The 16,480-nt window shown below is 72.1% G+C and carries 18 protein-coding genes; 11 read left to right on the top strand and 7 right to left on the bottom strand.

From position 1 onward, the window contains the following. Nucleotides 1-145: 145 nt before the first annotated feature. On the bottom strand, nt 146-715 hold the full coding sequence (locus IT780_RS33760) for a Uma2 family endonuclease (protein WP_199515876.1): 570 nt from the start codon (nt 713-715) through the stop codon (nt 146-148). Between the two features lie 106 nt (nt 716-821). Here IT780_RS33760 and IT780_RS33755 point away from each other — a divergent pair, with 106 nt between their 5' ends. The 10 genes from IT780_RS33755 to IT780_RS33710 all read left to right on the top strand — a co-directional run bounded on the left by IT780_RS33755 (nt 822) and on the right by IT780_RS33710 (nt 11,025). Next, the gene (locus IT780_RS33755; protein ID WP_199515875.1) at nt 822-1,484 is read left to right on the top strand and encodes a NuoI/complex I 23 kDa subunit family protein; all 663 of its coding nucleotides are present in this window, start codon (nt 822-824) and stop codon (nt 1,482-1,484) included. Beyond that, on the top strand, nt 1,481-2,002 hold the full coding sequence (locus IT780_RS33750) for an NADH-quinone oxidoreductase subunit J family protein (RefSeq protein ID WP_199515874.1): 522 nt from the start codon (nt 1,481-1,483) through the stop codon (nt 2,000-2,002). The genes IT780_RS33755 and IT780_RS33750 overlap by 4 nt, the downstream gene beginning before the upstream one ends. Next, entirely contained in the window at nt 2,002-2,322 is a 321-nt protein-coding gene (gene nuoK, locus IT780_RS33745) for an NADH-quinone oxidoreductase subunit NuoK (RefSeq protein ID WP_199515873.1), read from the top strand. The genes IT780_RS33750 and nuoK overlap by 1 nt, the downstream gene beginning before the upstream one ends. Continuing rightward, the gene (locus IT780_RS33740; RefSeq protein ID WP_199515872.1) at nt 2,319-4,202 is read left to right on the top strand and encodes an NADH-quinone oxidoreductase subunit 5 family protein; all 1,884 of its coding nucleotides are present in this window, start codon (nt 2,319-2,321) and stop codon (nt 4,200-4,202) included. The genes nuoK and IT780_RS33740 overlap by 4 nt, the downstream gene beginning before the upstream one ends. Then, nucleotides 4,199-5,740, top strand: coding sequence for a complex I subunit 4 family protein (locus IT780_RS33735; protein ID WP_233413916.1), 1,542 nt, complete (start codon nt 4,199-4,201; stop codon nt 5,738-5,740). The genes IT780_RS33740 and IT780_RS33735 overlap by 4 nt, the downstream gene beginning before the upstream one ends. After that, nucleotides 5,737-7,209: an NADH-quinone oxidoreductase subunit N gene (locus tag IT780_RS33730; protein ID WP_199515871.1), complete on the top strand. Its 1,473-nt coding sequence runs from the start codon at nt 5,737-5,739 to the stop codon at nt 7,207-7,209. The genes IT780_RS33735 and IT780_RS33730 overlap by 4 nt, the downstream gene beginning before the upstream one ends. A gap of 32 nt (nt 7,210-7,241) precedes the next feature. Beyond that, on the top strand, nt 7,242-7,790 hold the full coding sequence (locus tag IT780_RS33725) for an RNA polymerase sigma factor (protein WP_199515870.1): 549 nt from the start codon (nt 7,242-7,244) through the stop codon (nt 7,788-7,790). After that, a complete protein-coding gene (locus tag IT780_RS33720) occupies nt 7,790-8,590 on the top strand; it encodes a hypothetical protein (RefSeq protein ID WP_199515869.1) in 801 nt (266 codons plus the stop codon). Before IT780_RS33725 ends, IT780_RS33720 begins: the two co-directional genes overlap by 1 nt. Before the next feature lie 109 nt (nt 8,591-8,699). After that, entirely contained in the window at nt 8,700-9,587 is an 888-nt protein-coding gene (gene htpX, locus IT780_RS33715; protein ID WP_199515868.1) for a zinc metalloprotease HtpX, read from the top strand. 178 nt (nt 9,588-9,765) lie between these two features. Next, nucleotides 9,766-11,025, top strand: a complete 1,260-nt coding sequence (locus IT780_RS33710; protein WP_199515867.1) for an MFS transporter — start codon at nt 9,766-9,768, stop codon at nt 11,023-11,025. A 9-nt stretch (nt 11,026-11,034) separates the two neighbouring features. Here the strand turns inward: IT780_RS33710 and IT780_RS33705 are convergent, their stop codons facing one another. The 3 genes from IT780_RS33705 to IT780_RS33695 form a co-directional block, all read right to left on the bottom strand. Then, nucleotides 11,035-11,598 (bottom strand): SigE family RNA polymerase sigma factor, encoded by a 564-nt coding sequence (locus tag IT780_RS33705; protein WP_307831513.1) that lies wholly within the window; start codon nt 11,596-11,598, stop codon nt 11,035-11,037. 8 nt (nt 11,599-11,606) lie between these two features. Beyond that, entirely contained in the window at nt 11,607-12,227 is a 621-nt protein-coding gene (locus IT780_RS43295) for a permease-like cell division protein FtsX (RefSeq protein ID WP_199515865.1), read from the bottom strand. 96 nt (nt 12,228-12,323) lie between these two features. Further along, complete coding sequence (locus IT780_RS33695) at nt 12,324-13,022, bottom strand: GntR family transcriptional regulator (protein ID WP_233413947.1); 699 nt, start codon at nt 13,020-13,022, stop codon at nt 12,324-12,326. A 192-nt stretch (nt 13,023-13,214) separates the two neighbouring features. On the opposite strand from IT780_RS33695, the gene IT780_RS33690 reads away from it, so the two are divergent. Further along, entirely contained in the window at nt 13,215-14,429 is a 1,215-nt protein-coding gene (locus IT780_RS33690; RefSeq protein WP_199515863.1) for a carbohydrate-binding protein, read from the top strand. 103 nt (nt 14,430-14,532) lie between these two features. Here IT780_RS33690 and IT780_RS33685 read toward each other — a convergent pair whose 3' ends face one another. Genes IT780_RS33685 through IT780_RS33675 form a run of 3 tightly spaced genes read right to left on the bottom strand, consistent with a single transcriptional unit; the run spans nt 14,533 to nt 16,431 of the window. Continuing rightward, nucleotides 14,533-14,892: a DUF4180 domain-containing protein gene (locus IT780_RS33685; protein WP_199515862.1), complete on the bottom strand. Its 360-nt coding sequence runs from the start codon at nt 14,890-14,892 to the stop codon at nt 14,533-14,535. Between the two features lie 40 nt (nt 14,893-14,932). Next, nucleotides 14,933-15,604 carry an MOSC domain-containing protein gene (locus tag IT780_RS33680; RefSeq protein ID WP_199515861.1) on the bottom strand — a complete coding sequence of 224 codons (672 nt, stop codon included), beginning with the start codon at nt 15,602-15,604 and terminating at the stop codon, nt 14,933-14,935. Beyond that, complete coding sequence (locus IT780_RS33675) at nt 15,601-16,431, bottom strand: GNAT family N-acetyltransferase (protein ID WP_199515860.1); 831 nt, start codon at nt 16,429-16,431, stop codon at nt 15,601-15,603. The genes IT780_RS33680 and IT780_RS33675 overlap by 4 nt, the downstream gene beginning before the upstream one ends. Nucleotides 16,432-16,480 lie beyond the last annotated feature (49 nt).

Raw genomic sequence — 16,480 nt, 5'->3', positions numbered from 1 at the left:
GTGGTCGGTGGCTTGCTGTCGAGCAGCCCATTAACCGGACACACGGGGCGCAAACTGACGATCATCTTTATTTACGATCAAAACTGTGAACCCGCTGAACAGTGACCTCGCGGGCAATCCGGACGACAGCCCTCCGAACGCGCCCTCAGAGGTGCCGCGGACGCAGCCGCGCTACGGGGATCTCCATCTGCCACGGCTCAGCAATCTCGATGACGTCGGTGAAGGTCCCGGACGGGTGGTACACCTCGTCCTCAGGATCGAGGCGGTACGTCTGCACCACCAGACCGCCCTGCGTCTCGACCAGCCAGTAGTGCGGGATGCCGGCCTTCGCGTAGAGAGCGGGCTTCATCACCCGATCCATGCTCTGCGAGGTGGGCGAAACGATCTCCACCGCCAGCACGACCTCCTCCGGCGAGTACTTCCCGGTACCGCGCCTCGCCGCCTCGTCCGTGGTCACCAGCACATCGGGAATGAATGACCTCCGAGCGCTGATACGCACCTCATTCGCCTGGGTTACCTCTAGATCACCTGGGCAACTCTCCTCGAGCGCAACCACGAGCCGCGCGGCAAGGATCTGGTGAACGTTCGTGGGGGAGGGGGACACGAGGAGCACTCCATCGAGCAACTCGCGGCGGAAGCCGTCGTCGGGCAGGGCGTCAAGATCGTCCGTGGTCCAGCCGTCGGACGGCGGGTGGTCGCTCAGCGCAGCGGTCATCACGGGCCTCCAGGAACGGGGTCTCTCACCCCTCATCTCACCGTACTGGAAGATCTGGTGGGGGTGTGCTCGCCTCCGGTCCGGCGACCGGGCAGGATATGCGGTTATGAGTGAGCACGGGGAGCGGTCCGCGCCCGGCAAGGGCCTGGTCAACGGGCTCGCCGTGACGCTCAAGACGATGACCAGGCGGTCCACCACCCAGCAGTATCCCGACGTCGAGCCCGAGCTGCCGCCGCGCTCGCGCGGGGTCATCGCGCTGCTGGAGGAGAACTGCACGGTCTGCATGCTGTGCGCGCGGGAGTGCCCCGACTGGTGCATCTACATCGACTCCCACAAGGAGGAGGTCGTCGTCCCCGGGGCGGCGCGGGCCCGGCAGCGCAACGTGCTCGACCGGTTCGACATCGACTTCTCGCTGTGCATGTACTGCGGGATCTGCATCGAGGTGTGCCCGTTCGACGCGCTGCACTGGTCGCCCGAGTTCGAGTATTCGGAGCTGGACGTGCTCGACCTGCTGCACGACAAGCAGCGCCTCGGCGAGTGGATGCCGACCGTGCCGCCGCCGCCCGCCCACGACGTGCTCGGCGAGCCGTCGAAGGAGGAGGCCACGGCCGCCCGCAAGGCCGCCGGTCCGGGCGCCGCCACCCCGGCCAAGACGGCCCGCCCGGCAGCAACCCGCCCCGGCACCCCGAAGCCCGGCCCGGCAGAAACGCAGCCCGGCCCGGCAGAGACGCAGCCCGGCCCGGCAGAGACGCCGGGGGAGAAGCAGTGACCGTCGCCGACGCGCTGCTGCTGGCGCTCGGCGCCATCGCCGTGGGCTCGGGCGCCCTCGTCGTCACCAGCACCCAGATCGTGCGCGCCGGCCTCTACCTCGTCGTCAGCCTCGGCGCGATGGCCGGGCTCTACCTCGTCCTCGGCGCGGAGCTGGTCGCCTGGGTGCAGGTCCTGGTGTACGTCGGCGCCGTCGTCGTCCTCCTGCTGTTCGCCGTCATGCTCACCCGGGCGCCGATCGGCCCCTCCCCGGACCTCGACCGCCCGGCCTGGCCCGCGCTGATCGTCGGCGGCGGCGTGGGAGTCGGGCTTGCCGCCCTGCTCGTGGACGCCTTCCGCTGGACGATCTACGCAATGCCGGTCCCGGGTACGACCGACCGCATGGGCGCGGAGCTGTTCGGCTCGTGGGTGCTCCCGTTCGAGGTCCTGTCGATCCTGCTGCTGTCAGCCCTGGTCGGCGCGATCGTCCTTTCCCGCCCCGATATAGGCGCCCCGAAAAAGACCGAGGTGGAGGTCTGATGCACGCGGTCATCCCGTACGTCACCGCCGCCCTGCTCTTCGGCCTGGGCGTCTACGGCGTCCTGCGCCGGCGCAACGCGATCCTCGTGCTGATGGCCGTCGAGCTCATGCTCAACGCCGTCAACCTGCTGCTGGTGACCGCCGACGTCACCCTGCCGACGCCGGGTGGGCACCGCGGCGGGGCGTTCGCCCTGTTCGTGATCGTGCTGGCCGCCGCCGAGGTGGGCGTGGGCCTCGCGATCGTCCTGCAGTACTACCGGATGCGTTCCGCCGTAAACGTGGACGAGGTCGCGCTGCACCACGAGCCGGAGGCCGGATGACCGCCGACGTCCTGACGCCGCTGCTGCCCGGCGTACCCCTGCTTCTGGGTCTGATCGGTCTTGTCCTCAGGCCCGGCGACAAGAGAAGCAGCCAAGCCCTCGGCATCGCCGGCGCCGCGATCGCCCTGATCGTGACGATCGTCCTGCTCGCCGTCGTGGACGAGCCGGTCGAGGTGACGCACCGCTGGGTGACCTTCGGGGATCTGCCGGTCACGCTGGGCTTCTCGCTGGGGCCGGCTGCCCTGTACGTGGCCGTCGCCGTCGCGGTGGTCGCGTTGTGCGTGCAGGTCTACTCGGTCGCGTACCTGCACGACGACACCCGGTACGCCCCGTACGCCGCGCAGGTCAGCCTCTTCACCGGCGCCATGCTGCTCGTCGTCTCCGCGAACGACCTGATCCTCCTGCTGCTCGGCTGGGAGATCATGGGTGTGTGCTCGTACCTTTTGATCGGGCACGACCGGCGGCTTCCCGAGGCGCCCGCGGCCGCGGTCAAGGCGTTCCTGGTGACCCGGGTCGGCGACGTGGGGTTCCTGCTCGGCATCGCCTGGCTCGGCGTGTGGGCGGGCAGCTTCCGGATCTCCGACATCCTGGCCCACGGCGGTGTCCCGACGGTCGCGCTGCTGCTGATCCTGGCCGGCGTGGCGGGCAAGAGCGCGCAGTTCCCGCTGCACACCTGGCTGCCGGACGCGATGGCCGGCCCGACGCCGATCTCCGCGCTGATCCACGCCGCCACGATGGTCGCCGCGGGCGTGTACGTGGTCTTCCGCCTGTTCCCGCTCTTCGCCCAGTCGCCGGCGGCGCTGGCCGTGCTGGGCGTGATGGCGGCGATCACGCTGCTGCTCGGCGCGCTGTCGGCGACCGCGCAGGACGACCTCAAACGGGTGCTGGCCTGGTCGACGGTCTCGCAGATCGGCTACATGACCGGCGCGCTCGCGGTCGGTTCCCCCGCGGCGGCGCTGTTCCACCTGCTCACGCACGCCGCGTTCAAGGCGCTGCTGTTCCTCGCGGCGGGCGCGGTCATCCACGCGGTCGGCAGCAACCTCATGTCGCGCATGGGCGGCCTGCGCGAGCACATGCCGGTGACGTTCTGGTGCTTCGTGGCCGGGCTGGGTGCGCTGGCCGGCGTACCCCCGCTCGCGGGTTTCTGGTCCAAGGAGAACGTCCTGGTCGCGGCCGCGCACGCGACCGAGGGCGACGGCCCGGCGCCCGCCTGGGTCGGCTGGGTGGTCTGGGTGGCGGCGCTGGCGGGCGTGGCCATCACGGCCTGGTACGCGACCCGCCTGCTGCTGTACACGTTCTTCGGTCACGCGCGGTCGCGCACCGACGAGTGGCACGCCGGCTTCAGCGACGCCCACTACGAGGGTGCGCCGGGGGTGCCGCACGACCCGCCGGCCCTGATGCGCTGGCCGGTGCTGCTGCTCGCCGTGCCGGCCGTCCTGCTGGGCCTGGCCGCGTTCCTGCCCGGTTTCCGGTCCGCCCTGGAGCTCGAGCCGCCGCACCTGAGCGTCTCGATCGTGCTGCCGCTGGTCCTGCTCATGCTCGGCGCGGGCAGCGCGTGGTGGCTCTGGCACACCGGCCCGGGCGTGGACCCGGCGCGGGCTCTCGGCCGGTCCCGGCCGTTGTTCGCCGCCGGCTTCCACCTGGACAAGATCCAGAACCTTCTGGTGGTACGCCCGGTACGCGCGTTCGCCGGTGCCGTCCGTCTCGTGGACGAGAAGGTCGTCGACGCGGCCGTGGAGGGCGCGGGCACCTCGACGACTCGTCTCGGCACCGTGCTCGCCGCGGCCCACCGGGCGGCGCTGCCCCGGGCGGCCGTCGCCGTCTTCTCCGGCGCGCTGCTGCTCGGCGTCGTCGCCGCCATCTACGGAGCCGCGTCATGATGGACCCTCCCGGCGTCCCGGCCGCCCTGCAGGTGCTGCTGATCGCCGCGCTCGTGCTCCCCGCGGCCGGTGCCGTCGTGGTCGCCCTGCTGCCCACCCGCCTGGACCGGGGTGCGCGGGTCGTCGCCACGGTGTTCGCCGCGGTCACGTTCGTGGCGACGCTCCTGCTGGCGCTCCCCTCGTCGCGGGACGTCGGCTGGACGGACTACTCCGCTTCGGGCGCCGTTCCGGTGGTGCCGTGGGCGGAGGTGCAGGCGCCGTGGGTGCCGTCGCTGGGCATCGAGTTCCACCTGGGCGTGGACGGCGTCTCGTACCCGCTGGTCGTGCTGACCGGGCTGCTGACGCTGCTGTGCTGCGCGTACACGGTGTGGAAGGTGCCGGCCGGAGGCTCCGGGCGTACGCTCGCGGCCCTGCTCCTGGTCCTCGAGGTCGGCATCCTGGGTACCTTCCTCGCGCTCGACCTGGTGTTGTTCTTCGTGTTCTTCGAGGTCGTGCTGCTGCCCATGTACGCCGTGATCGCCGGCTGGGGTGGCGCGGACCGGCGGCGGGCGGCCCGCAAGTTCGTGCTGTACACGCTGTTCGGCTCGGTGCTGCTGCTGCTTGGCGTCTTCACCGTAGTCGTCGCGGCGGGAACCGGAGACCTGCTCGCCCTCGCCGGCGGTTACGGGCTCTCCCGCACGACGCAGCAGGTGGCGTTCGCCCTGTTCGCGGTGGCCTTCGCGGTGAAGGCGCCGCTGTGGCCGCTGCACACGTGGCTGCCGGACGCGCACACCGAGGCCCCCACCGTCGGCAGCGTGATCCTCGCCGGCGTCCTGCTCAAGATGGGTACGTACGGCCTCATCCGGGTCGGCGTGGGCGTCGCGCCCGAGGGTGCCGCCTGGGCCGCGCCGGTGCTGGGCGTCCTGGCGGCCGCCGCGATCATCGCCGGGTCGCTGGTGTGCCTGCGGCAGACCGAGCTGAAGCGGCTGATCGCGTATTCCAGCGTCGGGCACATGGGCTTCGTCCTGCTCGGCATCGCCACCCTGACCGTGACCGGCGTGCAGGCCGCGCTGATCGGCAACGTGGCGCACGGCGTGATCACCGGTCTGCTGTTCTTCCTGGCCGGGGCGATCAAGGACCGGGCACACACCGGCGACCTCGGCGCCCTCGGCGGCCTGCGGGAGACCGCGCCGCGGCTGGCCGGCCTGCTCGGCTTCGCGGCGATCGCCTCGCTGGGCCTGCCCGGGCTGGCCGGGTTCTGGGGCGAGGCCTTCGCGGTCGTTGCCGCGGTCGAGCGGGGCGGCGCCCTGTGGATCACGCTGGCGGTGGTGGCGGCGATCGGCGGTGCGCTCACCGCGGCGTACTTCATGCGGCTGCTGCGCCGGGTGACCCACGGCCCGGCGACCGAGGCGGTGACCGGCTTCCCGGCGATCTCGCGCCCGGAGTGGATCGCGTGGGCGCCGCTCGTCCTGCTCGCGCTGGCGGTCGGCCTGGTGCCGGCGCTCGTGCTCGCCGCCACCGCCGACCCGGTGGCCGCCCTGACCGGAGCGCTGCGATGACCCAGGCCGTCAACCACGTCGCCCTGCTCCCGCTGTACGCCGCGGCCGGCACGGCGCTGCTCGTGCTCGTCGCCGACCTGGCGTTCGCCCGGTTCCAGGTGCTCGCCGGCATCCTCGGGAGCATCGGTACGGCGGTCTGCGCGCTGGCCGTGCCGGGCCGCCCGTCGACGTTCTGCAGCGGCGACCTGTGCTCGTGGATCACGACGCCGCGGGCCGCCCTGACCACGGTGATCTTCGCCGCGCTGACGGCCGGGGTGCTGGCCCTGTCGACGCCGGCACTGCGCATGGGGCTCGCGCCGCGGGGCGAGTTCAGCTTCCTGCTCACCTGCTCGATGACCGGCGGGGTCGTCGTCGCGTACGCCGGTGACCTCATCACGCTGATCGTCGGCCTGGAGACGCTCACCCTCCCGCTGTACGTGCTGGTCGGGCTCCGACGCGTCCGCGGGTCCCGCGCCGGCACCTCGGCCGCGGTCACGTTCTTCCTGGTCAGCGTCGTGTCCACGGCCGTGGCCCTGCTCGGCGCCGCCCTCCTGTACGCCGCCACCGGCGCGCTGCACCTCTCGGCACTGACCGTGGGCTCGGGGGAGTTCCGGTCGCTGGCGGCGGTCGGCGCGGCGATGGTCGTGGTGGGCTTCGCGTTCAAGGTCGCGGCGGTTCCCCTGCACGCCTGGGCGCCGGCCACGTACGACGGCGCGCCGGTGCCGGTGGCCGCGTACCTCTCGACGGCCTCGAAGCTCGGCGGCGTGCTCGCGCTGGCCGCGGTCGTCCAGCGGCTCGACACGGGACCGCTGGTCGCGGTGCTGGCCGTGCTCACGATGACGGTCGGCAACCTGGTCGCGCTGCGCCAGACCCGGATGGTCCGCCTGCTGGCGTGGTCGTCGGTCGCGCAGGCCGGCTACATCATCGCGCCGCTGGCGGCGGGGGCGGTCGGCATCGACGCGGCCCTGGCGTACGCGGTGTTCTTCGTCGCGCTCGAGTTCCTCGCGTTCAGCGTGATCACCGCGTTCCGCGCCCCCGGTACGGACGGCGGCGACCTCGACGACTACCGCGGTGCCGGCCGGCGCAACAGGTGGTTGGCGGCCGCGTTCGTCCTGGCCGTGGCCGGGCTGGCGGGCCTGCCCCCGGGCCTGGCCGGGCTGTTCGCCAAGGTCGCGATCGTGCAGTCGCTCATCTCGGCGAACTGGGGCTGGCTCGCCGGCGTGGTCGCGATCAACGCGGTGATCGCCCTGGCGTACTACGTCCGGGCCGCCGCGCTGCTCTACACGGCGCCGGACCCCGTCGGCGTCCACTTGACCGGCCCGGTGCAGGCCGGCCCGGTCGCGGTGGCCGACCCGGACCTGCTGCGGGCGGCTACCCACCCCCGGATCGCCGTGGCGCGACCCGTGGCGGCGGCGATCGCGGTGGCGGCGGTGGTCACGGTGGTGCTCGGCTTCGCGCCACAGGCGATCTTCGACTTCCTCAACGGCTGAAACACCCGCGCTGCGATCGACATGTAACAGGTGTGGCAGAGACACGGGAACAGTACGAGCAGGTGTACGCGCACACGTACGCCGACCTCGTACGGTTCGTCATCCGGCGCGGACACCCGCCCGACCAGGCCGAGGATCTCGCGGCCGAGGCGTTCACGGTGGCGTGGCAGCGCCTGAGCGACCTCCCCGGCGAGCTGGGCGAGGCCCGCGCCTGGCTCTTCGGCATCACCCGGCACCTGCTCCTGGCCCAGCGGCGGTCCGATTCCCGCGGGCAGGCGCTGTCGGTGCGGATTGCCGGTCAGGCTGCGTTGGACGGGCAGACGCTCGAGCACGACGATCTCGTCGCCACCTCGGTGGACCTGGCGAACGCCTGGGCCCGGCTCAGCGCGCCGCACCAGGAGGCCCTGAGCCTGTCGGTGTGGGAAGGGCTGACCGGCGCTCAGGCCGCCCGGGTGCTGGGCATCTCCCCGGTGGCCTTCCGGATCCGCCTCAGCCGCGCCCGCGGCCTCCTCCGGCACCACCTCGGCACTCCTTCGGACGCTGCGGCGCCCACCGCCCGCAGCGAGAAGGGATTCGTGTGATGACCCTCGACGACCAGCTCCGCCGCCACGACCCGGCGCGTGACGTTCCCGACGACCTCGCCCGATCGCCACGCGCCATGGCCACGCTGGCCCGCGTGACCGCGACCGGGCCCTCCGCCACGCCCCTCCGCCCGGTTCGCCGCACGCACGCCGCCCGATACGCCCTGGTGGCGGTCGTGGCGGTCGCGGGGCTCGTCGTCGCCCCCATCCTCGGTGCCGACGACGCGGCCTTCGCCACCTGGGACGCCGACCCGCGCCCGGCCACGGCGCAGGAGGCCGCCCGCTACGCGAAGGAGTGCGCGGGGTGGACCCGTGTCCCGCTCGGCGATTACCAACCCCAGGTCGTCGAGGTACGCGGCTCCTGGGTGATGACCTACCTGGCGTCCGCGGACGGTGAGGCGCAGTGCCTCAGGTCGACCGCCCCCTCGCCGGACTTCGTCGACGGGGAGAACGAGTCGATGTCCGGCCCCCTCGCCGAGACGCCACCCGCGGACGGTCTCGCCACGATCGGGGTGCTGAAGACGTCCGGAGGGCTGTCGAGCACCCAGTTCATGGTCGCGGGCAAGGCCGGTTCCAAGGTCACCGGCGTCGTCTTCGAAGCCCAGGGCAGACGGGTGCGCGCCACGGTCACGAACGGTCGCTTCACGGCCTGGTGGCCGCAGCGCGAGCCGGACAACCTGTGGGGGCTGCTCATGGATGAGACCGGCTTCAACGGCTCGACGAATCCCCGGGTCAGCATCACCCTCAGCGACGGCACGAGCCACACCGAGCGGATCCGCGACTACGACGTGAACTACTGAACGCACCGCAGCCGCTCAGCCAACTCACAGTCACCTCCGGATGATTTCCCGGCGCGGCGATGTTTCATCAGACGTGGGCCCACCGGCCCGCGTGCTGAAGGAGTCATCAATGCACAGCCATCACAACGGCCTCAAGACGGCCGCTCTGCTGGGTCTGCTCACCGCCATGATTCTCGCCGTCGGATACTGGCTCGGCGGAAGCGGCGGCCTGGTCTTCGCCGTCGTCCTGTCGCTGGCGATGAACGCCGGCACCTACTTCTTCTCGGACAAGCTCGCGTTGCGGGCCATGCGCGCGCGGCCGGTCACCGAGGCGGAGTTCCCCGCGCTCTACCAAATCGTCCGCGAGCTGGCCACGGACGCGGGCCAGCCGATGCCCCGCCTGTACGTGAGCCCCGCGCTGCAGCCCAACGCGTTCGCCACCGGCCGCAACCCGCGTAACGCCGCCGTGGCGGTGACCGTGGGCATCACCCAGCTCCTCGACCGGCGTGAGCTGCGCGGCGTCATCGGCCACGAGCTGTCCCACGTCTACAACCGCGACATCCTGATCTCCAGCGTCGCCGCCGCCCTGGCCGGCATCGTCACGATGGCCGCCCAGCTCGCGATCTTCCTGCCGCTCGGCGGGTCGGACGACGACGACGGCCCCAACCCGGCCGCGCTGCTGCTCATGCTGATCCTCGGCCCGCTCGCGGCGTCGATCATCCAGCTGGCCATCAGCCGCAACCGCGAATACCAGGCGGACGCCTCGGGAGCCACCCTGACCCGGGACCCGCTCGCCCTGGCGAGCGCCCTCGAGAAGATTCAGTACGGCGCCCAGCGCATGCCCCTGCCGGCCGAGGGTCAGCTGGCCACCTCGGCGCACCTGATGATCGCCAACCCGCTGCGCAGCGGCGGCATCGCGGGGCTCTTCTCGACGCACCCGCCGATGGCCGAGCGCATCAAGCGCCTGCACCAGCTGGCCGCGATCACGGGCAACGGTCCGGTGCAGTTCCAGCGCTGAGTGCCGCCTCACAACCCGGTAGCCGAGCCGCCTCCGACAGTTAGGGTCGGAGGCGGCTTTCGCTCGTTACGCCCCGATCGCCGCCCGGCACGCCGGCCAATGATCGCCGTCACTCCGGCCATCGACCGCCGTCACGCCGCGAGCCGGCGCTCGTTTCGCCTGACCCGGGAGGAGGACCATGACCGCGTTGCGTCAGTACCTCGGCGTCTGGCGTATGCCGGGCGGCCGGGTCCTGCTCGTCGTCGGCATCCTCGCCCGCCTCGGCATCGGCATGACCCCGCTCGCCCTGCTCCTCCTGGTGCAGCAGGCCACCGGCCGGTACGCCGCCGCGGGCCTCGCCGGCGGCCTGTACGCGCTCGCGGGCGCGGCGGTCAGCCCTGTCGCCGGGCGCATCGCCGACCGGATCGGTCCCACGCCCGTCCTGCTGCTCACCGCGGTCCTGCACCCCGTCGCGCTCGCCGGGCTCATCCTCGCCAGCCGTGGCGGCGCGGCGGCCCTGCCGGTGATCGTCGTGGCGGCGGCGCTGGCCGGGGCCACGTACCCGCCGCTGAGCGCCGCGATCCGCAGGGCCTGGACCGACGCGACCGCCCCCGGCACGGGCCACCACGCCCTGCGCGCCGCGGCGATGGCGGCCGAGACGTCCCTGTTCGAACTCGTCTTCGTGCTCGGCCCGATGCTGGTCGCGGCGTTCGTCGTGGTCGCGCACGACCCGGCGGTGGCGATCGGCTTCGCGGCGGTGGCCACGCTGGGCGGGACGGTCCGGGTCGCACTGCTGCCGATCATGCGGCACTGGACGCGGCACGGGTCCGCCGAGGGGGCGCGCGGGCTGGGCCCGCTCAAGGCCGACGGCTTCCCGGTGCTGCTGCTCTGCGTCGCCGCGCTGGGCATCGCGTTCGGGGCGGCGGGGGTGATCGTTCCCGCGTACGCCAACCGGCACGGCGGCGGCGACGGCCTCGGCGGCATCCTGCTCGGCGTCTGGGGCATCGGCAGCGCGATCGGCGGCATCTGGTTCGGCACCCGCCGGCCCGCGATGGCCCTGGCACGCCAGTTCGCCTGGCTCCTCGCGGCGGTCTCGGTCAGCTTCCTGGTCCTCGCGGTCATGCCCGGCCCGCCGGCGCTCGGCGTGGCCCTCGTCGTGGGCGGCGCCACGATCGCACCCGCGCTCACGGTCGAGAACAACCTGGTGGGACGCCTCGCGCCCGCGGCGATGCTGAACGAGGCGTACACCTGGGTGGTGACCGTGTCCGTCGGGGGCAGCGCAGCGGGCGGCGCGGTGGCCGGGGTGATCGTCGACCAGCCGGGCGGCCTGCCCTGGTCCTTCGTCTTCGCCGGCACGGTCCTCATGCTGGCGGCGGCGGTCGCGGCCCTGCCCAGGGGCCCGATAGCCCGCGCCGACCGGCAGGCCGACGAGCGCCTGCGCGAGGCACTCGCCGGCTAGCGCTGCGGCTCAGCCGTCGACGAAGTCCTCGCCGAGCAGGGAACGCAGGCGGGCCAGGGCCCGGGCGGTGCGCATCTTCACCACCGACCCGGAGACGCCGAGAATCGTGGCCACCGTGTCGACGCTGTGGTCCTCGGCGTGCCGCAACACCAGCACGGCCCGGTCCTCGACGGACAGGGTGGCCAGCGCGTCGACCAGGGCGAGGCGCAACTCGGGCGTGCCGGCCGCCGCGCCGTCCGGCCGGTCCGGCAGGTCCGCCAGGACGACCTCGGAGCCGCTGCGCCGCCGCTGCTGGTCGAAGACGAGGTTCATCAGCACCCGCCGGCTGTAGCCCTCGGGGTTCGTGCCGGTGCGGATCCGGTCCCAGGAGGCGTACATCTTGGCGAAGGTCTGCTGGGTCAGGTCCTGGGCGAGATGCCAGTCCCGGCACATCAGGTACGCGCTGCGCCGCAGCCGGGTGGCGGCGGACTCCACGAACGCCGTGAACTCCTCGTCCCGGGCGGCCTTCGTCCGGCGGCGGCCGGCACCCCACCCGGCCGGGGCGCCGCCGTCCACCGGCCGGGGCGTGGTCACGGTGTCCGTCACTGGACGCCGCCGATCGGGGCGCTCACCGGGCACACCCGGCCGACGATCTGCTCGACGCCGTCCATCGCGGCGTACGCCGTCACAAAGCCCCGGTACTGCGACGGGTCCACCATCCGCAGGCGGTACGACTCGGGCAGCTGACTCGGGCTGACCGCCTCGACGAAGTCCGGGCTGTCCGCCCACAACGCGCGGAACCGTTCCCAGGCCTGCTCGCGGCTCTCGAACTGCAGCTCCGCGACCCGCGGATCCCCGCGCAGCGCCGCCCCCACCGCCGAGCGCTGCGGATCGGTCGCCTCGGTACCCAGGAAGATCGCAACGTCACTGGCATCGCTCTCCACCGGCTTCTCCGAGCAGGACGGCGCCGCCACCGGCATCATCGCCGCCGCAACCGTCATCGGAGGGCCCGCCGGCCCTGTCGGCTCCGACCGGAGGCTCACGCCACCGACCACGGCCAGCAGAGCCACCACTCCGGCAGCCACCCCGGCACCCGCCAGCTGCCGGCGCCGCCGGCGGATCCGTCCGCCCTCGGCGATGGCGGCGAGCGCGATCTCGCCGGGGTCGGCGCCGGGGTCGTCGGTGACCGCCCGGTCGAAATGCTGCCGCAGATCCGCGTCCACCGGTTCTCCTCGCTGTCCGGTCCGGCCCCCGCTGGGCTCGGCCCTCTGCTGATAGGACCGGATGGGCGGCCGGATCGGTCACACCGTCTTCGCGGGTCAGCCGGATTCGGGGCCCAGCTTCAGATGCTGGGTGATGCGGTACCGGTCGCCCCGGTACACCGACCGGGCGAACTCGATGATGCGGCCGTCCCCATCGCGGGTGGTGCGTTCGAAGAGCAGGGCGGGGGAGTGCAGCGGCACCCCGAGCAGCCGCGACTCGGCGGCATCCGTCACCGTCGGCTCGGTGGTCTGCAGCGCCTCGGCCGGAACCACCCCATGCCGATCGCGCAGCTGACGGTAGAGCGACCCGGCGGCGAAGTCGTCCCGCGCCAGGCCCGGGGCGACGGCACAAGGAATATGGATCTCCTCCAGGGCGATCACCCCGCCGTCGACGATCCGCCGGCGCAACGCCCGAACCAGCTCGGCGCCGGGCGACACCCGCATCCGCGACCCCAGCCGCGGACCCGCCGGCACCACGCCGAACTCCAGCACCTCGCTGGCCCAGTCACCCTCCGCGGGCGGCAGGTACGCCGTCGAGGGCACCTCCTGCGAGATCTTGGGCGGGCCGGTGAACGTGCCGCGGCCGTGCCGGCGTACCAGAAGACCCTCGCGGGCCAGCTCCTCGATGGCGGCCCGGATCGTCGGCCGGGAAGCACCCAGCGCGCCGCTGAGGTCCCGCTCGGAGGGCAGCGCATCGCCGGGCGGCAAGCTCGCGATCAGCTCGCGCAACCGTTCCTGAACCTCGCCCCGCCGCATCCCCACCGCCCTCCACCGGTGGTCTGCACTCTGCCGGGTCCGCGCGGGCTTGTCCATCTTGTCCACTGGCCATTCCAGCAGGCCGTGATTTAAGCCGGACCACAGGTCACGACTATTGACGATCACCACTACCGCCGGGTTGTGTGTTGACCACTGGTAAACATCCCCGATACCCGAGGAGGCCCTTCCCCCATGGGCCGGAAACGCACCATCACCGTCGGCGCCACGCTCGCCGCCACCGCGGGCGCGCTCGCCTACGGCATCGCCGCCGCCCCGAGCAGCAGCGCGGCCACCGCATGCGGCGCGCTGTTCGACGACTTCAGCTACTCCTCCCGTACGGACCCAGCGCTGTCCCAGCGCGGCTGGAGCATCCGCGGCCAGGCGGGCGGGCCAGGCGTACCGGGCGCGAGCTGGCTGGCCGACAACGTGTCCTTCCCGACCGTGGACGGTCAGCGGGTAGCGCAGCTCACCGCCAAGACGAACGGCACCGCGGCCGGCACGTCGCACGCCGAGTTCTCGCAGAGCAACCGCCGCTTCCTCGAGGGCACCTACCTCGCCCGCATCAAGTTCGCCGACGCGCCGTCCACCGGCCCCGACGGCGACCACGTGAACCAGACGTTCTACACGATCTCGCCGCTGGCAGCCCCGAAGGACCCGCTCTACTCGGAGATGGACTTCTCGGAGTACCTGCCCAACGGCGGCTGGGGCGAGGCCGGACCGATCAACTACCAGACCACCTGGTACACGTACGTGGCCGACCCCTGGTACGCCGACAACCAGCACAGCCAGCAGGCCAGGAGCATCGCGGGCTGGCACGACGTCATGGCCACGGTCGCCGACGGCCACGTGAAGTACTACATCGACGGCGCCCTCGTCGGCGACCACTCGGGCAAGGTCTACCCGAGGCAGAAGATGTCCATCGACTTCAACCAGTGGTTCATCGACCTCGCGGGCCGGTCGGCGGGAGCCACCTCGGTCTGGCAGGAGTCGATCGACTACGTCTTCCACGCCAAGCGCCAGGTCCTGACCCCGGCCCAGGCGAACGCGGCGATCGCGTCGTACCGCTCGGCGGGCACAACCCACACGGACTCCATCGCCCCGGCGGACGACTGCACGGCAACCACCCCACCTGCCCCGCCGACCACCACCCCCGTAACCCGCCCGCCGACGACCATTCCCACCACCCCGCCGACCACGGCACCCACCACAGCGCCGACAACGACCCCGCCGGCGACCCGCCCGACGACCACGGCCCCGCCGGCCGGCGCCGCCTGGGCCCCGAACGTGGCCTACCAGCTGGGCCAGATCGTCACGTACGACGGCAAGCGTTACCAGTGCCGCATCGCCCACACCTCGCTCGTGACCTGGGAACCCCCGAACGTCGCAGCCCTCTGGCAGCCGCTGTAGCGTTCCCCGCCGCGGCGACCATCGATTGTCAGCCCTCGTGCCCGATCACCTCATCAGGCACGAGGGCTCAACCGTCCTCTGGGCCGTTCCCGCGTTGCCGCCCTCACCCGAGGCGGTCGTCGAGCTCCTGCAAGTCCTTCACGAACCACACCTGCTTGCCCTTGTTCGTCTCGCGAACCAGGTCACGAAGCGCCCCGCTCTCCGCCACGTGAGCCGAGATGTCACCCACGACGGCGAGCCGGATCCGGTAGTTCACGAACTTCTGCATGATCTCGCCGGCCACGCCCGTGCTCAGCCGGTAGAAGCTCGCATCGAGCCGCTCCGCGGGGATCGCCACGACCTCGGCGCCCGCGTACGCCGCACCGATCAGATCGAGCGCGTCCTGCGGTCCCGCGACGGGGGCACCATCGGCGTCGCACACGAGCACGGGCACCCCGCCACGCTCGACTATCTGATCGGCCATCTGACTCTCCCTCCACGGAAACCGTCAATGAACGGGCAGGTCAGCCCGCACGCCCGAGCCTGCGACGAATCTCGGCCTTGAAACGCTCAGGGACCCCGTCCCTTCCCAGGTACTCCGGGAGCAGCTCCGGCTCATGCATCCATGCCCGGAAGCTCTCCGCGATCGTCACGCCGTGCTCCGGCCGCTCCACGACGGTCACCGAGTCGCCCACCTGGACGTCGCCCGGCGTCACCACCCGCAGGTACGCCCCCGGCCGGTTCTCGGCGGCGAACCGCTTCACCCACCGCGGCTCCTGCATCTTCCACTGGAACGTGGCACAGGGAATGCGCCCGAACGTCGTCTCGAGCACGAGCGTCTCGCCGACCCGCCACTTCTCCCCGAGCACGGCCCCGCCGACCTCGACGTCCACTGTGGTCAGGTTCTCGCCGAAGAGCCCGCCCGGCAGCTCACGCCCGAGCTCCTTCTCCCACCAGTCGTAGTCCTCCCGTGCGTACGCGTAGACCGCCTGATCGTCCCCGCCGTGGTTCTTGATGTCGAAGATCTGGTCGCCCGCCAGCCCGCTCGCCTGCTCCGGCGGCAGCGTTCCCTTGGGGCCCGGTGCCCGGACGGCCACCGGGTGCGTGACCGGTTGCTTGTTGATCCCGGTCCGGCCGACGTTCTTGGCGTTGCTGTCCTCGGGCACGGCGATGTTGACCTGCAAGATCCGGCTCATGCGATGAATTCCACCATGCTGCGGTCCTCCAGAGGTACATAGCCCAGTCGCTGGTACAGGGCGTTCGAGGTGGGGTTGGCAAGATCGGTGAACAGCAGGACGTGCGACATCCCGGCGTCGAGCGCGGCCTGGCTCAGGGCCGTGGTGACCGCACCGGCGAACCCTTGACCCCGGTGCTCACGCGGCGTGTAGATGGCCTGGATCCGCACCATCGCGGACTCCGGCCGGGTCGTGCCGCCCATCGAGACCGGACGCCCGTCGAGCTCCCACAGAAGCATGCCGTCGTGCGCCAGCTTGTCGTCGATGAACTCCTCGACCTGGTGCGGTTCCTCGCCGACCTCCCGGTAGAAGGCCGCCATCCAGTCGATGAGCAGGTCACGGTCGGCGCTGCCCGCCACGCGAGCCGAGCCCTTCGCCGGGGACGTCGGCGGGACGAGGGCGCCGAGCCGGTAGAGCCGCTGTTTCTTGTGCACCCGCGAGCCGGAGCCCGTGAGTCGCTCCCACTCGGCGGCGAAGGCGTCAGCGGTCGCGTCCGGTCCGATGACGCCGGGCAGAACCGCTTCGGACAGAACTCCGGCAAGCTCGGCGGCCGCCTCCGGGGACATCGCGGACAACAACGCTTCGCGCGGTGGCGTACGCAGGAAAGCCGCCTCCTCGCCGTCCCGCCACCCGAACACCGGCGCCTCGGACCCGTAGGCGCCCGGCCCGTGCACTCGTACGGTGTCAGCGATCGTCAGCAGCACCGTGTTCTCCACCGGGCGTGCGCGGAGGAAGCCGCCCGCCCGGTCGAGGAAGTCGTCGACGTCCTTCGTGATGTGCCAGACCATGGCGCCGATTCTGGCAAAGTTGCCGCGTCGGCGAACCCGGTTATCCACA

Source organism: Nucisporomicrobium flavum, assembly GCF_016464385.1.
Lineage (GTDB): Bacteria > Actinomycetota > Actinomycetes > Mycobacteriales > Micromonosporaceae > Actinoplanes > Actinoplanes flavus_A.
The sequence above is the reverse complement of the archived record's forward strand: the minus strand, read 5'-3'. Positions and strand labels throughout refer to the sequence as shown.